The organism is Erwinia sp. AnSW2-5 (assembly GCF_045107195.1).
GTDB lineage: Bacteria > Pseudomonadota > Gammaproteobacteria > Enterobacterales > Enterobacteriaceae > Erwinia.
In genome coordinates this window covers 1-16,854 of the sequence record NZ_JBJGXA010000030.1, presented here as the reverse complement: position 1 = coordinate 16,854, position 16,854 = coordinate 1, and the positions used below count along the sequence as shown (strand labels likewise).

General features: G+C 52.3%; 23 protein-coding genes. 5 read left to right on the top strand and 18 right to left on the bottom strand.

Annotated features, from left to right (window positions below):
• Nucleotides 1-9: 9 nt before the first annotated feature.
• From ACFL9S_RS18060 to ACFL9S_RS18025, 8 genes are all read right to left on the bottom strand, one after another.
• Nucleotides 10-465, bottom strand: coding sequence for a phage protein (locus tag ACFL9S_RS18060; RefSeq protein WP_405263250.1), 456 nt, complete (start codon nt 463-465; stop codon nt 10-12).
• Entirely contained in the window at nt 462-1,598 is a 1,137-nt protein-coding gene (locus ACFL9S_RS18055; protein ID WP_405263249.1) for a DUF2586 domain-containing protein, read from the bottom strand. The genes ACFL9S_RS18060 and ACFL9S_RS18055 overlap by 4 nt, the downstream gene beginning before the upstream one ends.
• Entirely contained in the window at nt 1,595-2,293 is a 699-nt protein-coding gene (locus ACFL9S_RS18050) for a hypothetical protein (protein WP_405263248.1), read from the bottom strand. The genes ACFL9S_RS18055 and ACFL9S_RS18050 overlap by 4 nt, the downstream gene beginning before the upstream one ends.
• Complete coding sequence (locus ACFL9S_RS18045) at nt 2,290-2,745, bottom strand: phage tail protein (protein WP_405263247.1); 456 nt, start codon at nt 2,743-2,745, stop codon at nt 2,290-2,292. Before ACFL9S_RS18045 ends, ACFL9S_RS18050 begins: the two co-directional genes overlap by 4 nt.
• Nucleotides 2,746-2,783: 38 nt before the next feature.
• Complete coding sequence (locus tag ACFL9S_RS18040; RefSeq protein ID WP_405263246.1) at nt 2,784-3,236, bottom strand: head completion/stabilization protein; 453 nt, start codon at nt 3,234-3,236, stop codon at nt 2,784-2,786.
• Between the two features lie 92 nt (nt 3,237-3,328).
• On the bottom strand, nt 3,329-4,033 hold the full coding sequence (gene gpM, locus ACFL9S_RS18035) for a phage terminase small subunit (RefSeq protein WP_405263245.1): 705 nt from the start codon (nt 4,031-4,033) through the stop codon (nt 3,329-3,331).
• Between the two features lie 2 nt (nt 4,034-4,035).
• A complete protein-coding gene (locus tag ACFL9S_RS18030; protein WP_405263244.1) occupies nt 4,036-5,055 on the bottom strand; it encodes a phage major capsid protein, P2 family in 1,020 nt (339 codons plus the stop codon).
• Between the two features lie 57 nt (nt 5,056-5,112).
• Complete coding sequence (locus ACFL9S_RS18025) at nt 5,113-5,934, bottom strand: GPO family capsid scaffolding protein (RefSeq protein ID WP_405263243.1); 822 nt, start codon at nt 5,932-5,934, stop codon at nt 5,113-5,115.
• 165 nt (nt 5,935-6,099) lie between these two features.
• Here ACFL9S_RS18025 and ACFL9S_RS18020 point away from each other — a divergent pair, with 165 nt between their 5' ends.
• Genes ACFL9S_RS18020 through ACFL9S_RS18010 form a run of 3 tightly spaced genes read left to right on the top strand, consistent with a single transcriptional unit; the run spans nt 6,100 to nt 9,232 of the window.
• Nucleotides 6,100-7,881 (top strand): terminase large subunit domain-containing protein, encoded by a 1,782-nt coding sequence (locus ACFL9S_RS18020; RefSeq protein WP_405263242.1) that lies wholly within the window; start codon nt 6,100-6,102, stop codon nt 7,879-7,881.
• Nucleotides 7,878-8,915 carry a phage portal protein gene (locus tag ACFL9S_RS18015; protein WP_405263241.1) on the top strand — a complete coding sequence of 346 codons (1,038 nt, stop codon included), beginning with the start codon at nt 7,878-7,880 and terminating at the stop codon, nt 8,913-8,915. The genes ACFL9S_RS18020 and ACFL9S_RS18015 overlap by 4 nt, the downstream gene beginning before the upstream one ends.
• A gap of 50 nt (nt 8,916-8,965) precedes the next feature.
• The gene (locus ACFL9S_RS18010; protein WP_405263240.1) at nt 8,966-9,232 is read left to right on the top strand and encodes an ogr/Delta-like zinc finger family protein; all 267 of its coding nucleotides are present in this window, start codon (nt 8,966-8,968) and stop codon (nt 9,230-9,232) included.
• 11 nt (nt 9,233-9,243) lie between these two features.
• Here the strand turns inward: ACFL9S_RS18010 and ACFL9S_RS18005 are convergent, their stop codons facing one another.
• The 10 genes from ACFL9S_RS18005 to ACFL9S_RS17960 form a co-directional block, all read right to left on the bottom strand.
• The gene (locus ACFL9S_RS18005) at nt 9,244-9,426 is read right to left on the bottom strand and encodes a hypothetical protein (protein WP_405263239.1); all 183 of its coding nucleotides are present in this window, start codon (nt 9,424-9,426) and stop codon (nt 9,244-9,246) included.
• 121 nt (nt 9,427-9,547) lie between these two features.
• Complete coding sequence (locus ACFL9S_RS18000; RefSeq protein WP_405263238.1) at nt 9,548-11,590, bottom strand: replication endonuclease; 2,043 nt, start codon at nt 11,588-11,590, stop codon at nt 9,548-9,550.
• Complete coding sequence (locus ACFL9S_RS17995; protein WP_405263237.1) at nt 11,587-12,429, bottom strand: Dam family site-specific DNA-(adenine-N6)-methyltransferase; 843 nt, start codon at nt 12,427-12,429, stop codon at nt 11,587-11,589. The genes ACFL9S_RS18000 and ACFL9S_RS17995 overlap by 4 nt, the downstream gene beginning before the upstream one ends.
• Nucleotides 12,426-12,755, bottom strand: a complete 330-nt coding sequence (locus tag ACFL9S_RS17990; protein ID WP_405263236.1) for a DUF3850 domain-containing protein — start codon at nt 12,753-12,755, stop codon at nt 12,426-12,428. The genes ACFL9S_RS17995 and ACFL9S_RS17990 overlap by 4 nt, the downstream gene beginning before the upstream one ends.
• Before the next feature lie 114 nt (nt 12,756-12,869).
• On the bottom strand, nt 12,870-13,097 hold the full coding sequence (locus ACFL9S_RS17985) for a DUF2732 family protein (RefSeq protein WP_405263235.1): 228 nt from the start codon (nt 13,095-13,097) through the stop codon (nt 12,870-12,872).
• A 71-nt stretch (nt 13,098-13,168) separates the two neighbouring features.
• Entirely contained in the window at nt 13,169-13,597 is a 429-nt protein-coding gene (locus ACFL9S_RS17980) for a hypothetical protein (RefSeq protein ID WP_405263234.1), read from the bottom strand.
• A 10-nt stretch (nt 13,598-13,607) separates the two neighbouring features.
• Nucleotides 13,608-13,988: a hypothetical protein gene (locus ACFL9S_RS17975; protein ID WP_405263233.1), complete on the bottom strand. Its 381-nt coding sequence runs from the start codon at nt 13,986-13,988 to the stop codon at nt 13,608-13,610.
• Entirely contained in the window at nt 13,981-14,169 is a 189-nt protein-coding gene (locus tag ACFL9S_RS17970; protein ID WP_405263232.1) for a phage filamentation protein Fil family protein, read from the bottom strand. Before ACFL9S_RS17970 ends, ACFL9S_RS17975 begins: the two co-directional genes overlap by 8 nt.
• 8 nt (nt 14,170-14,177) lie before the next feature.
• The gene (locus ACFL9S_RS17965) at nt 14,178-14,684 is read right to left on the bottom strand and encodes a phage regulatory CII family protein (protein ID WP_405263231.1); all 507 of its coding nucleotides are present in this window, start codon (nt 14,682-14,684) and stop codon (nt 14,178-14,180) included.
• A 12-nt stretch (nt 14,685-14,696) separates the two neighbouring features.
• Nucleotides 14,697-14,951 (bottom strand): hypothetical protein, encoded by a 255-nt coding sequence (locus tag ACFL9S_RS17960; protein WP_405263230.1) that lies wholly within the window; start codon nt 14,949-14,951, stop codon nt 14,697-14,699.
• Nucleotides 14,952-15,035: 84 nt separating this feature from the next.
• On the opposite strand from ACFL9S_RS17960, the gene ACFL9S_RS17955 reads away from it, so the two are divergent.
• Nucleotides 15,036-15,632: a phage repressor protein CI gene (locus ACFL9S_RS17955; RefSeq protein ID WP_405263229.1), complete on the top strand. Its 597-nt coding sequence runs from the start codon at nt 15,036-15,038 to the stop codon at nt 15,630-15,632.
• An 8-nt stretch (nt 15,633-15,640) separates the two neighbouring features.
• Complete coding sequence (locus ACFL9S_RS17950) at nt 15,641-16,669, top strand: tyrosine-type recombinase/integrase (RefSeq protein ID WP_405263228.1); 1,029 nt, start codon at nt 15,641-15,643, stop codon at nt 16,667-16,669.
• Nucleotides 16,670-16,854 lie beyond the last annotated feature (185 nt).

Sequence of the window (16,854 nt, the reverse complement as noted above, 5' to 3'; positions counted from 1 at the left end):
GTCCTGCCCTTAGCTGATGAGGTTTTCAGTCGCCGCCTGTTCCAGATACGGCACACCGTTGAGATTGACGAATTTAGGGCTCGTCACGAAATACTTGATTTTGTGCGTTGTGATGCTGCCGCCCTTCGGATCGAGATCCAGCACGTTGCTCACGACCAGCTTGCAGCCGAATGCCTCCACCTTGACCTCCTCCGTACCCGCTTTCGCGTAGAACAGAAAATCAACCGGGGTAATCCCACGCCATGAACCGGCACCGCGGGCGATGGCGGAAAGCTGCATAAACGTTTTGCTGCTGACCTCCACCTCTCCCTCTGCTGCTACGTCCCCGGCAACAAAACCATCCGGCACGCCCTGCGTCTGTACGGCGGCGGTGTTGTCTGTAATATCCAGGCTGATTTTTTCGAAGTGGACCAGCTCACCGTCCATATGCACATCAAATGACTGACCCGATAAACGCTGGCTCATGCTGCTGCCTCCGCTGTATCAATGCTGGTATCCAGCATCAGGCTGACGGTGATTTCCTTCGGACATTCCACAGGGCGGATCACCACGTAAATGCTCACCTTCGTCGCAGACATCCACACGACAGACACATCGCCATCGCGAGGCGATTTCACCTCACCGGGGAACCGCACGCCGTTAATCTGGCTGGAAATCGACATTTCGCGCAGCGGTTTGGCCATGTAAAGCTGTGCCGCCGCCATACTGGATGGCGTGGTGTTAAGTGAACGGTCAGCAATGCGGGCAATGGCCAGCAAACGGACGCGCCGCGCCACTTTGTCAGCAATACGCAGGTACTCAATCACCTGGTAGTCGCCGCCCTCCACGTCCAGCGTGCGCCCGTCCGCCCAGTACATACCGTCATAGTCGGGATACCACATCGGCACACTGTAGCGCTGCGCCTCCAGCGCCTGAAGCGTTGCCAGCTCCAGCGGCTCTCCGGTGCCGTCAGGCGGAAAATCATCACTGCCTAAATCGATAACCGCGCCCGTTTTCACCCGCGCCGGACTGTCAGCAATCGTGACGGAACGACTGCACAGACGCCCGGCAAGGACGCCCGGTTCATGGCCGAACAGGCGGGGAACCAGCTGAACCGATGGCGCGGCAATGCCCTCCTGTAATGCGCTCAGACGCGCCAGATAATCCGCCCAGCCCTCTTCATCCTGCGGCCCCTGCACGGCAAGCATGAACCACACCCAGCGGCTGAATTTCGCCAGCAGCGTGGCACGTAATGCCACCGCTTCATTTATGATTGTTTTGCTGCTGATATCATCCGTCAGCACCACCCCCTCTACAGATGCCACGCGCTGCGCTGCCAGTACCGCATCCGCCCAGGCGCTATCTTCTGCGTCTGCCGCCAGCACATGCACATAACCCGCCCAGTTCTTGCCAGCGTTTGTCATGGCGGCCAGCACATCACTTTTTAATACCGATTTTCCGGCACCCAGCAGCGTGTCAAAATTGCTTTGGGTATTCACCGCCAGCGTCTTACCCACATTGACCGTGCCGCGTCCGATGAACAGCACGCGGCGTTCAATTTCGTCCGTCTCGCCCTGCAACTGATTTAACTGATTAACGGTGACATTTGGCCACGTCATACACTTCCCCTGATATCCTGTGCGCGGACGTCTGCCCCGTAGCCAATGGCCTGAAGCTGACGCGCCAGCGCTTTGTTAAAATCATCGTCGCGCATGCCGACAAACTGACGGGCAGGGATGTCGATTGTCCACGCGGCCTTACTTGCCTTGCCGCTGAGTTTTCGGATTAATAATCCGGCCTGCGAAAAGCTCATTTTCTCCGTAATTTCTTTCAGCGGTGGCTTACGCCAGCGTACACCCCGCCTGACCTTGTAACCCAGCTTTCGCAGCTTTTTTGCCTGCGCCGCGCTGGCCATCCGGCCGGGGTCGTTACGCGCCCTGCTTTTCCTGGCGCGTACCGTGGTTTTCATCCCTTCCTGATGCGCATACCCCACCACCCCGGCATTCACACCGCCGTAGTCACCGCCGCGCAAATACAGGCGCACGGCGTCAATCTCCGGCATTTCCCGGATATGCAGCAGACCCGGCATGTTGCGCAGCATCTTGCCCCTGCGCCGGGTCTTTCGCCCCTGCCATGCGGTGCCGTCCGGCGCCTGCTGATTACGCACGTTGCGCTTTGCGGCCGGGATAACGCCGTATTTGGCCATTCGCCAGATAAAGCGCTGGCGCTTCTTCTGCGGCAGATCCAGCTTTGCAATCTCGCGGCGCATATCACGCAGCTGTGCGGCATTAATCTCAGCACCGAAAATGCTCATTCATCCCCCGCACTGGCTGCGCTGCCGTCTGCGCCATAAATCTGCGCAGTGAGCGCCGTCCAGATAACCGGGTCAGCCAGTTTCCAGCGCTTGCCGTCGAACGGGATAACGCCCTTTTCGTCCTGGACGATCACAAGTTCTTCAGCCATCGGAATGGTCACCACCACCATTGCGGACTTGTCGTCGATAACGCCGATATCCCAGTCAGGATCGGCGTTAGTAATCCCGATCTGGCGCAATAAATCCCTGTCATCAGACGCCAGCCAGGCATCAAGGAGTGACATCAGCACACGGGGGTCATACTCACGGTACGGATAGCGCTCCCATGACAGCACCGCGTCATAACGAATAATCGACTGACGGTATTGACTGAGGCCGTAATCCTTCGCAGCCGGGATGGTTTTCATGCCGTCAATTTCACTGCTAAACGACTGCATAGCGCGGGGCGGCATGTGTTCCGTAAAAAAGGCAGTCAGCGAATCTATCGGACTCATATTTTTGTCACCGTGGCCCGCTTCAGCCCCTTAATCAGTCGGATCGCAATTGACGATTCAGCAAGCAGTCCATTGCGCGTTTCTTCGCTCTCCTGTCCCGGATGCGACTCGCGGCGGCCAACGGACGCAAACTCGCCTAAAAGGTCTGCTTTTGCCCTGGCATACACCGCTTTTTTATACTGAGCGCACAGCTGGTTTTGCTCACCCATCCGCGCGCCGGGTACGTCCTGCGCAACTGCATACCCATTGCCCTGGTGTTTAACCTGAATGCCGTCCAGCAGGCTGTTGACCTCACCCGTTGCGGCGAGTAACGCCTCTGCCACCGTTCCGGCGTCAACGTCAGCCGGGATTGCCCGGCTTCGCTGAAAGTCCGCCAGATTCAGGTCTGGCCAGAAACCGTTATTCGTCAGCGGTTCGTCCTGGTACTCAATCGGTGTGCCGCTAAACATTCAATTCTCCCGAAAAAAGCGGGCTGACCGGGGTCCACGGCACATTGCTTTCGCTCTGCCCTCACCCGCGCCCGCTCGGCTTGCGGTAGTCGTTATTGCTGATTGCTCAGCGAACGGATGCGGGCGGCGATACTTTTACGCACCGTTCCCACACCCACTTTTTTGTGACGGGATTCAGCAGCAGCCAGCAAAGCGTCTGCCTTTTCCAGTAATTCCACATCATCATGCGCGGTGGCGCGGGCTTCTCCCCGGTCATCCCGCAACAGCATCAGCCCGGCAAATTTCAGCCATTTTGCTGTGATTTCTTCATGCAGCCGCCAGTGAGATGTCACCTTCTCAAAGGTGCGGGAGAAATACGGTTCAACGCTTTCTCCACGGCTCAGGGTGTCGTCCGCCCATGCCAGCACCGTATCCGCCACAAAAGCCGGGAACGTGCTTTTAATGTCGTCCGGTGTTGGCTGCTCCTGGCTGATGGCGATATCCGCCCAGTCCAGCGCCTGCTCAAAATCACCGACGTCAAACAGCCAGACAACACACCAGGCGAAAACCGGATTGCGGTAGACCTTCCCGGCGTCCAGATACGCCTGAACGGTTGGCATCCAGCGCGGCAGCATTTCGGTGCGCTTCAGTTCGATGCGATCGGCAATCGTTGGCAGAGACTGCACCCGCGCAACATCCTCATACAGGGCCAGCAACTGCATATGCAGGCTGGTTGCGCTGTTCGTGGCCTCCTGCCGCGCCAGTTGTCGTTCCATCTCAATGCGCTGGCTGTGACGCTGCGCGGGTGACAGTCCCATGATTAACCCTCTACTGGTGCAGTGACTTTACCGATGGTTACCGCGCTTTCGTCGATTGCCGCGTACAGCTCCGGCTCTTCAACGGCGTAACCTTCGTTGCGCAGGTACTTGTTTTCGTACTGCTTACGGTCTTCAACAAACTCCGCCTTGCGCTGGCGGGTGTTGCGCTGCGTATAAAGATGCAGGTTGCTGAGCGGCGTCACGACCATGCGTTTACCCGGCATGAACGGCGGCACGATGGCTTTACGTCCGGCAATCGTGCTGTCGAGCATCTGCGCCGCAATTTTTTCAGTCGGACGGTCAGCTTTCTGGTAAAGCCGGTATTGTTCTGCGGCGACAAGATCGGCACCGACCAGCACCACCAGACGCGGGTCATTACGGAACTGCGCCGGGATTTTGGTGTTAACCAGGTCAGACGCCATCGCGTCCAATGACGCATAGTCGCCACCCTCGCCCAGGGTAACGGCATCGGTCAGGATTTGCCTGCCAGACTCATAGTCGGACATACGCTTATGCCAGCCGATGTTGACGTCTTCGCCGTTCGGGTTTTTTTCAGGGTCAGAGTCTTTTGCCACTGACGTTCCGTTAAAGCCGATACGCAACTGATCCAGCGCGAACGCCTGATTAGAAAACGTCTGCACCAGCTGGAAAAACTCGTTTTCATCGCCAGCATTGGCCCAGATGGACAGCAGGTCCCAGCGCAGAGCCGCACATGAGTCGGTTTCAACCAGCTCATATTTGTTACCCCCAACGCCTACGTTCTGGCTAAAGCGCCCTTTCTCACTGCGGCCAGTATGGAGTTTGTTACCACCGACATTCACAACATTCCCGGACAGCTGATCGACATCAGCCACGGTAATCAGGTTGAGAAATTCAACGGACTCCAGCAGCGCCTGACGCAGTGAAATTTCCTGCGGTTCGGTCAGTGAAAAATAACGGTCAGGTTTATTAACACCATAACTTTGCGCCAGCCCAGCCGCATAGCGGTGAATAAAATCTTCCGCACGTCGATTTAATTGCATAAAATTCCCTCTCGCCAGATGGCGAAATAATAATTAACGTTCACCCGGTAATGAGAATTACAGGAATTTAAAGCCTTTTTCTTTTGACTGGGATTTATCACCAAATTTACGGTGCGGCAAAGTGGTGATTTTTTCATCCAGCTTGCTGAAGTTTTTAACGATAGCGCCCACGTTATCGCGCAGGGTAGCGAATTCAGCGGTATCCACCACTTCTTTCACTGTATCTAAATCTTCCTGCGTGTCTGACAGCTGTGTTTCAATTGCCTTCACGCGGGCTTCCAGGCTGTCCAATGCTTCCGCCAGAACCTGTAATTTATCTTCCGGCGCGGCTTCGCTTGGATCAACTTCCGTTTCTTCAAAATGTTTCGGTTTGATACCAAACCAGCTCTGCCAGTGTTTCTTATTCATTGCATTATCCTGTTTAATTCCGTTCCGGCTGACGCGGCAGGCGTAATAACCGGGTTGATGTTTGCCACGCTTCTTAAAGCGCAGTCGGGTAGTGCCAACGCTGGCGGGGGTATCTGTGACGGCCAGCCCTTCAAGGTAGCATCGTCCTGTCCCGCGCCAGTTGCCGTCCTCTGTCAGTTCGACAGAGAAGTAAATCAGCTGATCGCGGCTGTTTGCTTCAAGCAGAAACGCATTGGGCCGCAGCTGCACATATAGCTTAACCAGCCCGTTATCATCTTCCTGCCACATGGTGCAAAGCACTTCGCCAAAATTACCGTAGTCCTTTTCATGTTCAGGCCAGATTAATGCGCCGTATAAATTCGGGTTATAGGTTTCAGCAGCATCAATTAACCACTGTCTTTCTAAAACCCGTTTATCCACGGTATCTCCTTCTGTAGCAACACAAAGCCAGTCAGTGCGTAAATGCGACATTATTTTTCCTGATTGCTTAATGCGTTCCAACGAAACCAATTATTCACCATCGCAACATCCGGCGCACCTTATTAAATTCGCAACCCTTCGGATATAAACCCTTTATCGAACCCATGCGAATAACATCACCATATTTATCCGAACATATCCGACATAATAAAGGCTATGGCTAAATACAGTGACGAATTAAGAGGCGTTGCACGCGCGCTTTATCTGCGCCGTCATACACCAAAGGAAATTGCTACAGATTTAAATCTGCCTAATGCGCGGATCGTATATTACTGGGCGGAGAAATTCGGCTGGGCGGATTTACTCAGCCATGAAAGCACAGAGGAGGCAATTGAACGCCGCTGCCAGCTGCTGGCGCAGCGCGACGGTAAGACGGATCTTGAATTAAAGGAACTGGACCTGCTGATTGCGCACAGCACCAAGCTGCGGGCGCAGTCGAACAAGCATAAAGAGAAGCTGGCAGAGGCACGCGGGCGCGGCGGCCCCGGAGCGGGCGGCAGCAATGAAGACGAGGACGGGCAGCCGCGTAAAAAGCGCCAGTATAAGAAAAACGATATCAGCGGGCTGAATCAGGAAGACTTTGACGAGTGGGCCAAAGAGTACCTGTTTGGCTATCAGAAACATCTCCGGCAGAACATTGGCCAGATGGTGCGCAACATCCTCAAGAGCCGCCAGATTGGGGCGACCTGGTATTTTGCGTTTGAAGCGTTTGAAAACGCCGTACTGACGGGCGATCCGCAAATCTTTCTTTCTGCCAGTAAGGCGCAGGCGGAAGTGTTCCGCTCCTACATCGTTAACATTGCGGAGCAGTATTTTGGCATCACGCTGACGGGTAACCCTATCCGCCTCAGCAACGGCGCAGAACTGCGTTTTCTCTCCACAAACAAAAACACCGCGCAATCCTACAGCGGTCATCTGTACTGCGACGAATACTTCTGGGTGCCGAACTTCGCCAGGCTTAACGAAGTGGCCTCCGCGATGGCCACACACGACAAATGGCGCACCACCTACTTTTCCACACCATCGGCCAAAACGCACCAGGCCTACCCGTTCTGGACGGGTGAAGAGTGGAAGCAGGGCAATAAAAAACGCGCGGCGGTTAAATTCCCGACACAAATAGAAATGCGCGACGGCGGTCGATTGTGTCCCGATGGCCAGTGGCGCTACATCATCACGCTGGAAGATGCGATCAAGGGCGGTTTTAACCTCGCCAGCATCGACAAACTGAGGAACCGGTATAACGACACCACCTTCAACATGCTCTATATGTGCGTGTTCGTTGACAGCAAAAACTCGGTGTTCAAATTCAGCGATCTGGAGGTGTGCTGCGTCGATGTATCGGCGTGGCAGGACCATGATCCCGAAGCGCTCCGGCCTTTCGGCAATCGCCCGGTATGGGGCGGATTTGACCCGGCCCGCTCTGGCGATCTGTCCACGTTCGTGATTGTCGCGCCACCGCAGCACGACGGCGAAAAGTTCCGCGTGCTGCGGGTATTCAACTGGCGGGGAATGAACTTCCGCTGGCAGGCAAAGCAGATCGAAAAGCTGTTCAAACACTACAACTTCACATACCTGGGTGTTGACGTGACGGGCATCGGCTCCGGCGTATTCGATAACATCCAGCACTTCGCTCTACGCGCTGCCGTGGCCATCCGCTATGACCGCCACACGAAAGACCAGCTGGTACTGAAAGCAGCGGACGTGGTCGGCAGCGGCCGCATTGAATGGGATAAGGATTTGAAGGAGATCCCGGCCTCGTTTATGTCAATCCGCCACACCACCACACTGAGCGGCAACGCCATGACGTTTGTCGCTGACCGCAGCCCGGAAACCGGGCACGCAGAATCATTCTGGGCCATCACGCACGCGCTCATTAATGAACCGCTCAACTACGAGAACAAGCCGAAATCCAAATGGGGGCTAAAGAAAGCAGCATGAAGAAACAGCACAGGCGACCCGCACGAACAAATAAAAGCACACAGGAAAAAAAGCAGCGCAGTATGAGCATTATCACCTTTGATAAGCCAGAACCCGTGCTGACGACAGGTACGGACTATCAGGATATTCGCTATGACGGTGACAACAATCACTACACGCTGCCGATTGACCGGCTCGCCCTGGCGCAGCTGGTTAATCTCAACGGCCAGCACGGCGGGATACTGCACGCACGTAAAAACATGCTGTTATCCGACTACATCGGCGGCGGTCTGACGTTCGACCAGCTGGAAGGGGCGGCAATGGACTATTTCACCTTCGGCGATCTGGCCATCCTGAAGGTGCGCAATGGCTGGGGTGATGTGATCGCACTGGAACCCATGCCGGGGCTGTACATGCGCCGCCGCAAAGACGACTTTTTTTTAGTTCTTCAGGACGGTGAGCCGCTGGAATACCCGCCTGAAGACGTCATTTTCATCAGGATGTATGACCCGCAGCAGCAGGTTTACGGACTGCCGGACTACATCGGCGGTGTACACTCCGCCCTGCTGAACAGTGAGGCGGTTATTTTCCGCCGCCGTTACTACCACAACGGTGCGCACACTGGCGGCATCCTCTATACCCGTGACCCGGCAATGACCGACGAGGTGGAGGAAGAAATCGGACGCCAGCTGGAGCAAAGCAAGGGTATCGGCAATTTCAGCACCATCCTGGTGAACATTCCAGGCGGTGACGCGGACGCGGTAAAGTTTATCGAAATGGGGGACATTGGCGCGAATGATGAATTCGCCAACGTAAAGAACATCAGCGCCCAGGACGTACTGAACGCTCACCGCTTCCCGGCCGGGCTGGCGGGGATCATTCCACAAAATGCGGCAGGACTCGGCGACCCGGAGAAATCCCGCGCCACATACCGAAAGGATGAAATTACACCGATTCAGCGCCGTCTGGCCGCAGCGGTGAACGGCGACCCGGAAGTACCGGAACGCCTCCACCTTAAATTCCCAGATGAAACAACTAACAAGGATGCAGTGTGATGCCAAATCGGCTAAAATCCAGGCACAAATACTTTGCCGGAGCCGCTAACATGCGCGTGTTAAAAATTGAATGCCCTGAGTGCGGTTCTAAAGCGGTCATACGCAAGACCAATCGTAAGCACCGGGACATCGCTGATATCTATTGCTCCTGCGCTGACGTCGAATGCGGACACACTTTCGTGATGAACCTGACGTTCTCGCACACCATCAGCCCCAGTGCCAAAACCGGGGATATGCTGTTACAGCAGGTGTTAAGCAGCATGTCACCCCAGCAAAAACAGATTGCACTGGACCTGCTTCAAGCATCAGCCGCGTAACCATCAGCCTCCTACTGGAGGCTTTTTTCTTCTCTTTTTTGCTCTTTCATCTCAGTCACAAGCCCAGTAAACATTTCAGCCAGCCAGACGATAGCCACATCTTTATCTTCTTCATTGAACAAATCATTTACCAAGGTACGTGTAATCAAATCAATGCGTTGTAATCGCACTGACTCCATATGGAAATCCTTCATTATCCCTCCCCAAAGAAACGACTGTATGTACATACAGTATAATATTCATCTCGAAATATGAAACAATTTTTAAGATTAATCACCTTAAAAATGACGTGTCATAGCTGGCCAACATGTTGATTTAACTCCAGCCTGGCCACATTTCATTCGACAAATCATCGTTACTATCAATCACCCGGCCATTTCTGAACTTAACCTTACCCGCCCCGGCAAAATCCAACACGCTTCCCCTGAGCAGGATCGAGATTTCAGCCTCATTACCCTCAAAACCACGGCTTCTCAACTCCAGCTCTAACCGTCTGCGCTCCGCGCCCGTACAGTTATTGACAGAACTCCAAGGGGCCGCGTTGCGGCCTGAAACAGCATCCTTCGCTACCGCTTCGGACAACTTCGCAACCTTTTCCCACTTGACCAGACGCGTGGGAACCTCCGATCCAGAAACATGCGGACTGTAGATGCCCTGCACGCGCTGGACGTCTTCGCCGTATTCGTTGCCGCACTCGGTGATTTCATAAGCCAGGCGGATAACAAGAGCATCACGCGCAACTAACGGGCCACCCTGCGCCTGGGTGTATGCAGCCCAGTCTACTGCTACGTCAGCCGCTGCCAGCACAGCATCCATTTTAGGATCGTCCAGCGTCTGACCACGCATCCGCCGCAGCTCACGCCAGACGGTTACCGGTGCGCCACCAATCTGCTGAAACTGCCGGATACGCCAGCGCGAAGCCCACGCAGAAACCGCCTTAGCCATTTCTTTAGCCTTGCCGCCTGTTTCGCCGTCTGCCTCATCACCCAGGGCGTAACCGTCGATGTTCTTTGAGATGTATTTAGCGATATAGCCCGTTGCGCTGCCCTTCGCCGGATCGATATCTTCCGCATGAAAACGCGCCTTTAAAGCCTGCGGCGTGTTTAACTCGTCTGCATCTTCTTCACGGGCATACTTCGCCATGATTTCAGTAGCACGGGCTTTATGCTCCGGCAGCATGAAAAAAAGCATGTGCCAGTGCGGCGTACCGTCGTGATGTGGCTCGACAACACGGAAGCCAAACAGGTGAATTTCTTCACGCGAAAGCGCTGCACGTATTTTTGACCATACCTTGCACAGGTACTTTTGCGTTTCACGCGGGCTGCTGCCGTTCCACTGGGAAACGAAACCGCCTTTGTTGTGTACAGAGTGATAACGCGATGGTGCGGTGATGGTGTAGAACACACCTGCACAGCCCATATCGTTGGCAATATCTTCAAAACCTCTCATTCTGGCCATTAGTTCACATCTCCTGATTGCTGGATTAGCGTTGCTACGGTCAACCTGCGCGGCCATCGCGATTCGGTCACCGTCCTCATTGATAAGATCAAACCGCTTAAAGAACTCGCGGTTACGCTTCTTTTGCTCCACCCACTCGCCCAGCGTGCTGCGTGATACATAGGCGGTGGCCGTGCGCTGAACCTGGCCCACTGCGATGGCCATATGTTCACGTTGCAGGTCACGGCGGCGCTTCAGACGCACGCGCCACCATTCGGGCGACATCATGCGCAGCAATGCACTTTCAGCATTGCGCAGTTTGATACGCCCGGTTTTTTGGACGGAATTCCAGAAAGGTGGCGTGGTGCCGCATTTGAGCGCTTCCCTCGCCAGATACACATAAGCCTCAGCAGTGCGCTGGCGGCTTTCGTTCTTGTCGGGTGTCTGTTCCGGGGCAGAGTCTTCTGTCCAGGCGTTAAAGGTTTCAGCCAGATAGTTGGCCACGTTGTAAGAGAGATCGCGGATCTGGTCCCGGCCATATGTTGGCAGGTTGTCCAGGTTGTCTTTGAAAGGGGATGGCATTCCGTGGCTGTAGTCTTTCTGCCACTGACCAGTTACTTTCTTCAACCGTGGTAATACGTTCTTTCCGATGGTATTGCGTAAAAACGTATTAGCACGACGGCGCCCACTCTTACCGGACGCCAGCAACTTTTCATAGCGGTGGCCAAAATACCCGGCGAGGAAGTCGGGCATGTCTTTTAGATACTGACTGCGCCAGTTGTGATCAACGGCATCAGCGTGCCACAACTTCAACTCTGTCAGGGATATGTCACGCGGTGCGCCAGGCGAGAAGAACTCACGCCGTAGCTGATTAACGGCGTGATAGTTCTCAGGGGAAAAATCTACAGCGGCATGACTCATGGCTGGGCAGACTGCTGCGCAGCAGGAAACCGGGTTGCGATGATTTCAGGGGCCATAATTCGAGTGCCGGCACTCGCACCGACTGACCGGGCCACCGTAATTTTATGCAGATCGAAGCGGCCATAACCGTACTGCCCATGAGTCAGAACGCTATCACTATTCGACGCAATGACAGGATATCCCTGCCTTGCCAGTGAGTGCAGTTTATTGGCCAGCGCCTGCTGCTGGTTGGTTCCAAAACCACCAGTATGATAGCCCGTAAAGCTATCTTTCCCCTCAAGCGGGTTGTAAGGGGGATCGCAGTAAATCACATCGCCAGACAGCACCAATTCCAGGGTTTCGCTGAAGTCAGCACAAATGAAGGTGGCACGCTTTGCTTTCTCCGCAAATGCGCGGATCTCAGCCTCTGGGAAATATGGGGCTTTATACTTGCCGTAAGGGACGTTGAACTGGCCCTGCTGGTTATAACGCACCATCCCATTGTAACAATGTCGGTTTAAAAACAGGAAAGCCACCGCCTGATTGACCAACCCACCTTTAAATGTGTTGAAACCTAGTCTGATTTGGTAAAACCGTTCAGCAGAATTCGAAGTGCCGAACACATCAAGAGCAAGAGAGATAATCAACTCAGAATCATCCTTGAGCTGCTGATAAAAGTTGATTAAATCTGGGTTAATATCTGCGATCAGATACTCGTTATAGTCAGTGTTCATCATGACAGCGCAGGAACCTGCAAACGGCTCAACAAGGCGCTCTCCAGCAGGTAGATGTTTCTTCAGTTCAGACATTGCACGGCATTTACTGCCGGGCCATTTCAGTGGGGTCTTATTAATCTTCACTGGGCACCATCCTGAAACATTGGCGTCATTTTTCCGGACTCGTCTTTGTAACCAACAGGCAAAACAATAGACAACATCACAAAAGAACGGGCATCAAGAAAACCTGGGGCTATCAAGTGATTCAACTCAAGGACATGAGTCACAAGAACTTCAATTTCACGCCCCGTATATGGGATTGAGGGACCGCCGCTCCATTCCTGCAAAACCAGAAGATCACCAACACTGAATTTTCTATCGTTAAATCGAAATTCCGCCTTTTTATCGCCAGATAAAACAGCCGCAAAATACTCCGGTAAAATTTTCAGGGTATGCGTTTTTTGTCCCATAACAGCCTCAATCGTAATCACGTAATTCGTAACGCTCAGATTTCACAACATTCAAAATCCGGCGCACTCAAAGAACAAAGCCCACCAGGCAAAGCAGGTAGGCGACAGTAAGAATTAGTGCCATTGATTCACCCAGGTGACCGACTCTTCCCGCATCAACTCGACTATCTCAACGGCTGACAGCTCACCATTGCTGACCTGGGTAGCCAGCCGATCAAGGCGGCCAGATAGCTTAGTGGCCATATCCTTACGCCCTTCTGTGTGCGCATTTGTGCAAAGTTCCTGTACCAACTCAGCGGCTGGAGCGGTGTTTTTTTTAATGTCCTGACGAGTCATTTTCATGGGTTTTTCTCCGGTTCAGAGCGCAGAAATTCCCGGCCAGATGATTGGCCGTTTGATTTCTGCGGGTGTGATTAGTGGGTCAGTTGATTAAGGAAGCTGGATGCAAAACAACGGGATGGGTCAGCCATCGAGCGATTGAGGGCGGGCAGCTTGTGCAACTCATAGGAATTTCGCCACCACGATGAAATAGAGGTAGTGATCACGCTCTGCCCCTGCATCGCAGCAACGTAGTAAAGTGCCCGAATTGCACTAAGTGATTCAATCTGCTCAATGACCAACTTAGCTTCACGATATACCTGGCACCAAAAAGCACAATTAGCGGCAAGCCACTGCCGGGGGTCGTCCAGGTGCATCGTGTCATTAAACGCGAACGGTGGCAGAGAAATGCTTTTACCGCTGTCCGGGCATTTTGAGATAAAGAAGGAGGCGTATTTTGTACTAACACCCCATGCTCCAAGCTCTTTAGCCAGCCCGGATTTTTCTACTGTGATAATTTTCATAAGAATGCCCTTAACAATCGCGGCGCAGCACTGGCGCACGTAACTGGTTTCGCGCTTCAATCAGCGCATTAATCTTCATATCAGCGACGACATGCGCAGCGGCATCCGGGGTCACAGTGATTTTTTTAGGCTGGACGAACGCCAGATCACCAATTTTTCCGAACATCTCAACAAGCGCTGACAGGCGCTGGATGCCGCGCTTTATCTGGCAAAGCTCACGATTGCTAAAGTCGCTCCACGCGTAGCGGCAGTAAAAAGACTTCAGCCCGGCAGAATGCAGCACAAGCCCACGCTGATTCTGATTCAGGCGCTCCCACACTTCGCGGGCCTTACTGTGATGGCCAGTCGTTAACTGCCGTACGACTGCCAGCCATTTTTCATGATCAGCCACGTTTGCCCCCTAACCCCAGCAACCGGGAAAGAGCAGAACGGCGCACGGCCTGTTTAAATGGTTTTGCTCCCGGTGATGGCTGCCAGCGGTAGCCGTTCGGTAGCTCAAGCCAACCGTGGCCATAACTTGCCAGCTGCATTGACGGTGACTGACGTTTGAGAAAATTCACGAATGTCTTCATTGGATACCTCACACTATTCCAGGCATGGCGCAGGCGCTGACCATATCGACAGCAGCGGCCATGATCGGAGTGGATTGGAACCGGGATTCAACGGTAAGCATGATCAGAGACAGATTGCGGATCGCATTGCTTGCCCGGTCTAAGATGGCGTTTCTACGCGCCTGGGTCATGGGTTCAACAGATACAGCCTGGCCAGCAATCGCGCCAACATCCGCCGTGGCGTTAAGCGCATAAACAGGTACGCTGCTGGTAGTCACCTCATTAACAGGCACTGACGGCAGGCAATTAAGCTGCGCCAGCACCCCATCAATCAGGCGGGCATCATCTGAATAAACGACGATAGCCAGCAAGTCATCAACGGTCAGCTTGTGCGGCTGGTCCGGGTTCAGCTTGTTACGTAACACCTGCGGTGTCATGCCAACGGCGCGGGCAACTGCCTCTACGTTGTTGGCCAGCGCAAACGCTCGGCAGGCTGCATCAAAGTGAGAATGTTTGGATTCGGTGTAATCAAACATGGCCGCAGTTCCCTATTGGGTACAAGATGGCTCACGGCCAACGATGATCTGAAAGCGATTATGACCCAATGCCTGACGGGCCTGACGTTCAATAAACTTAAGGTAATGGATAGCCACACGGCTGTTTTTATGGGCTTTTTTATCCTGAGACAGGATGCCTTTCTCACACCATGAACGCACAGTGCGTACCTTCACGCCTTGCAGTTCACTGAACTCTTTAGGCGTCACTTTCGCCTTTGGGATATAAATTGAAATCATCGTTGCCATGAGGCATATTCTCCAGTTGAGTTAACACTTTGTATCATCCAGTTCGCACCTGGGATACGCAGAAGATAGGATCACACAAGGTATATGTCAACTAAAACGTTCGCACATGGGATATCACTAACACCTACTGAAGGTGGCCGGGATGCTATAGAGAGAATTTGTGAGGCTTATGGTTTTGGGACAAGGCAACAACTTGCCGAGCACATGGGCGTCTCAAAAGGAGGGATAGGTAACAGATGGATGCGTGACACATTCCCCTATGACTGGATCATCATCTGTTCGGTTGAAACAAAAGCTTCTTTAACCTGGCTTATGACAGGCAATGGGCCAATGTTCGATCCGAAAGACTCCGATGTGATTAGTGTCAATAACATCAAACTAATCGATGGCATCATCCATCAGGCTCGTTATACATTATTCGATTTGGCATTTTTAAAAACAGACATTAAGAAACCTATTCAATTAATTGATGGTAGTAATAGATTCATTCTCGAAACATCATTTTCAGACATTAATGATGGATTGTGGCTGGTAGATATAGATGGAACGTACAGCCTTCGGAAATTATCTCGACTACCTAATAAAAAACTTAGAATATCTGACAGTGAAATAACTTTTGAATGCAACATTGATGATATTAAACCTTTTGGTCGCGTAGTTATGACCATCACGTCCAATTAGGTATTGATGTGAGTGTAAGAAAACAAAGCGATGGCAGATGGCTGTGTGAATGCTACCCCTCAGGACGTGAAGGGCGGCGAGTACGCAAACAGTTTTCTACAAAGGGAGAGGCCATCGCATTTGAAAAACACATCATGTCTGAAGTTGATAACAAACCGTGGTTAGGCGAAAGAGAAGATAACCGAACCCTCAGTGAACTTATTGAACTCTGGTATAACGTCCACGGCGTCACGCTCACGGGCGGCAGTGCTCGGCGGCAGCGACTAAGCGTTGTATGTGAGTCACTTGGTAACCCGATTGCGGCAGGCATTACCGGGGAGGACGTATCTGAGCACAGGCGCAAAAGGCTTAATGGTGAAGTCTTCAGGACAAAGAGCAACAGATATTTAAAACCAGCCTCATTGCGAAGCATTAATTTAGAATGCACAGCTCTTGTAGCCGTATTTAATAAATTAAAAAAATTAAAACACATTAAATACCCCAACCCTATATCTGAACTGGAGCCATTCAGAGTAAAACAAAGTGAGCTTTCTTTCTTGAGAGGGGATGAAGTTTTATCACTTCTGGCTGCATGTGATGTATACGGCAATCCTGATTTAACAGCTATTGTAAAAATATGCCTCAGCACGGGCTGTCGATGGAACGAAGCTGCCTTAATGAATGGTTCTCAGATCATCCCCTATAAAATCACCTACACTCGTACAAAGAGCGGGAAAAACCGCACAGTACCCATTACGAAAGAACTGTATGATTCCATCCCTAAGAAACAGGGACGCTTATTCGAGAATGTGTATAAACGGTTTAAGTCTGTCTTAAAAATGGCGGGAATTGAACTACCCAAAAATCAGTTTACGCACGTTCTGCGGCATACCTTCGCCAGCCATTTCATGATGAATGGAGGTAACATCTTGGTACTCAAAGAAATCTTAGGGCATTCTGAAATCAACATGACCATGATTTATGCTCACTTCTCCCCTAGCCATCTTGAAGATGCAGCTACAAAAAACCCGGTTGTTGCACGAGGGGATCAGTTTTAAGAGTGGCGGCAAATTGGCGGCAGATAGTGTTAACTTATACCCCACAGCCGCACACAAACATACACTAACTTATTGTTTTATATAAAAACACTATACAAATCATAGGTATAGAAAGTTATGCAAAATAACACAAATACTTGTAATTATTGATTAAAATCAATAATTTATAGTTAAACTAGTTTAAA

What these genes read in the sequence shown, in the direction of transcription:
- ACFL9S_RS18060 (WP_405263250.1), bottom strand. Translation starts at nt 465, where the DNA reads ATGAGCCAGCGTTTATCGGGTCAGTCATTTGATGTGCATATGGACGGT.
- ACFL9S_RS18055 (WP_405263249.1), bottom strand. Translation starts at nt 1,598, where the DNA reads ATGACGTGGCCAAATGTCACCGTTAATCAGTTAAATCAGTTGCAGGGC.
- ACFL9S_RS18050 (WP_405263248.1), bottom strand. Translation starts at nt 2,293, where the DNA reads ATGAGCATTTTCGGTGCTGAGATTAATGCCGCACAGCTGCGTGATATG.
- ACFL9S_RS18045 (WP_405263247.1), bottom strand. Translation starts at nt 2,745, where the DNA reads ATGCCGCCCCGCGCTATGCAGTCGTTTAGCAGTGAAATTGACGGCATG.
- ACFL9S_RS18040 (WP_405263246.1), bottom strand. Translation starts at nt 3,236, where the DNA reads ATGTTTAGCGGCACACCGATTGAGTACCAGGACGAACCGCTGACGAAT.
- gpM (WP_405263245.1), bottom strand. Translation starts at nt 4,033, where the DNA reads ATGGGACTGTCACCCGCGCAGCGTCACAGCCAGCGCATTGAGATGGAA.
- ACFL9S_RS18030 (WP_405263244.1), bottom strand. Translation starts at nt 5,055, where the DNA reads ATGCAATTAAATCGACGTGCGGAAGATTTTATTCACCGCTATGCGGCT.
- ACFL9S_RS18025 (WP_405263243.1), bottom strand. Translation starts at nt 5,934, where the DNA reads ATGTCGCATTTACGCACTGACTGGCTTTGTGTTGCTACAGAAGGAGAT.
- ACFL9S_RS18020 (WP_405263242.1), top strand. Translation starts at nt 6,100, where the DNA reads ATGGCTAAATACAGTGACGAATTAAGAGGCGTTGCACGCGCGCTTTAT.
- ACFL9S_RS18015 (WP_405263241.1), top strand. Translation starts at nt 7,878, where the DNA reads ATGAAGAAACAGCACAGGCGACCCGCACGAACAAATAAAAGCACACAG.
- ACFL9S_RS18010 (WP_405263240.1), top strand. Translation starts at nt 8,966, where the DNA reads ATGCGCGTGTTAAAAATTGAATGCCCTGAGTGCGGTTCTAAAGCGGTC.
- ACFL9S_RS18005 (WP_405263239.1), bottom strand. Translation starts at nt 9,426, where the DNA reads ATGAAGGATTTCCATATGGAGTCAGTGCGATTACAACGCATTGATTTG.
- ACFL9S_RS18000 (WP_405263238.1), bottom strand. Translation starts at nt 11,590, where the DNA reads ATGAGTCATGCCGCTGTAGATTTTTCCCCTGAGAACTATCACGCCGTT.
- ACFL9S_RS17990 (WP_405263236.1), bottom strand. Translation starts at nt 12,755, where the DNA reads ATGGGACAAAAAACGCATACCCTGAAAATTTTACCGGAGTATTTTGCG.
- ACFL9S_RS17985 (WP_405263235.1), bottom strand. Translation starts at nt 13,097, where the DNA reads ATGAAAATGACTCGTCAGGACATTAAAAAAAACACCGCTCCAGCCGCT.
- ACFL9S_RS17980 (WP_405263234.1), bottom strand. Translation starts at nt 13,597, where the DNA reads ATGAAAATTATCACAGTAGAAAAATCCGGGCTGGCTAAAGAGCTTGGA.
- ACFL9S_RS17970 (WP_405263232.1), bottom strand. Translation starts at nt 14,169, where the DNA reads ATGAAGACATTCGTGAATTTTCTCAAACGTCAGTCACCGTCAATGCAG.
- ACFL9S_RS17965 (WP_405263231.1), bottom strand. Translation starts at nt 14,684, where the DNA reads ATGTTTGATTACACCGAATCCAAACATTCTCACTTTGATGCAGCCTGC.
- ACFL9S_RS17960 (WP_405263230.1), bottom strand. Translation starts at nt 14,951, where the DNA reads ATGGCAACGATGATTTCAATTTATATCCCAAAGGCGAAAGTGACGCCT.
- ACFL9S_RS17955 (WP_405263229.1), top strand. Translation starts at nt 15,036, where the DNA reads ATGTCAACTAAAACGTTCGCACATGGGATATCACTAACACCTACTGAA.